At 67.7% G+C, this 900-nt stretch carries 2 protein-coding genes; both read right to left on the bottom strand.

Annotation, left to right across the window (positions count from 1 at the left end; translation table 11 throughout):
- Nucleotides 1–104, bottom strand: a 104-nt coding sequence (locus tag I5G_RS24365) for a biotin/lipoyl-containing protein (protein WP_148286378.1), incomplete at its 3' end; no start/stop codon positions are given.
- A gap of 54 nt (nucleotides 105–158) precedes the next feature.
- A partial coding sequence (locus tag I5G_RS02535) for an FAD-dependent oxidoreductase (protein ID WP_022877651.1) occupies nucleotides 159–900 on the bottom strand: 742 nt, incomplete at its 5' end.

The raw sequence follows: 900 nt of genomic DNA, 5'->3' as shown, positions 1-900 counted from the left end.
CCTTCGTCCTCCTGGACGGTGTCACCGACCTGCTTGAGCCAGCGGGTGACCGTTCCCTCGGTCACGCTCTCGCCGAGAGCGGGGAGGACGACGGAAGTGCTCATGGATATGTCTCCTTCGTACCGGATGCGGTGTCTAGCTTAGTGACGGCTGAGGGGTCAGAGTGCGTGCAGCGGCTTGCCGGCCAGTGCGAGGAAGGCCTCGCCCAGTGCTTCGCTCTGAGTGGGGTGGGCGTGGATGAACGGTGCGATGTCCTCGGGGTGGGCTTCCCACCCGATCGCGAGCTGCGCCTCGGTGATGAGTTCGCCGACGCGATCGCCCACGAGATGGGCACCCACGACGGGACCGTCGACGCGTCGGACGATCTTGACGATGCCCGACGTGCCGATGATCTCGCTGCGCCCGTTGCCCGCGAGGTTGTACTCGTAGGCACGGATGCCATCAGCGCCGAAGCGCTCCTGCGCCTGCGCCTCCGTGAGTCCGACGGAGGCGACCTCGGGATGCGAATACGCCACGCGCGGGACATCGATGTCGGGAACGAGCACGGGAGCGAGGCCGGCGATCTCCTCTGCCACGAAGATGCCCTGCGCGAATCCGCGATGGGCCAGCTGCAGACCGGCGACGATGTCGCCGACGGCCCAGACGTGCGGGACGGTGGTGCGGAGGCGCTCGTCGGTCTGCACGAAACCGCGCTCGAGGCGGACGCCGGCCTCCTCGAAGCCCAGGCCCGCCGTGGCGGGACCGCGACCGACGGCGACAAGGACGTAATCGGCATCCAGGGTCGTCCCGTCATCCAGGCTGACCGTCACCGACGCTGCCGTCTCCGTGATCGACGAGAACCGCTTGCCCAGATGGAACGTGATCCCGCGCTTTGCGAACGCCCGTTCCAAACGCTTGCTC

The organism is Microbacterium sp. B19, assembly GCF_000333395.1.
In the GTDB taxonomy this organism is placed as follows: domain Bacteria; phylum Actinomycetota; class Actinomycetes; order Actinomycetales; family Microbacteriaceae; genus Microbacterium.
This window is presented reverse-complemented; position numbering and strand designations above follow the sequence as displayed.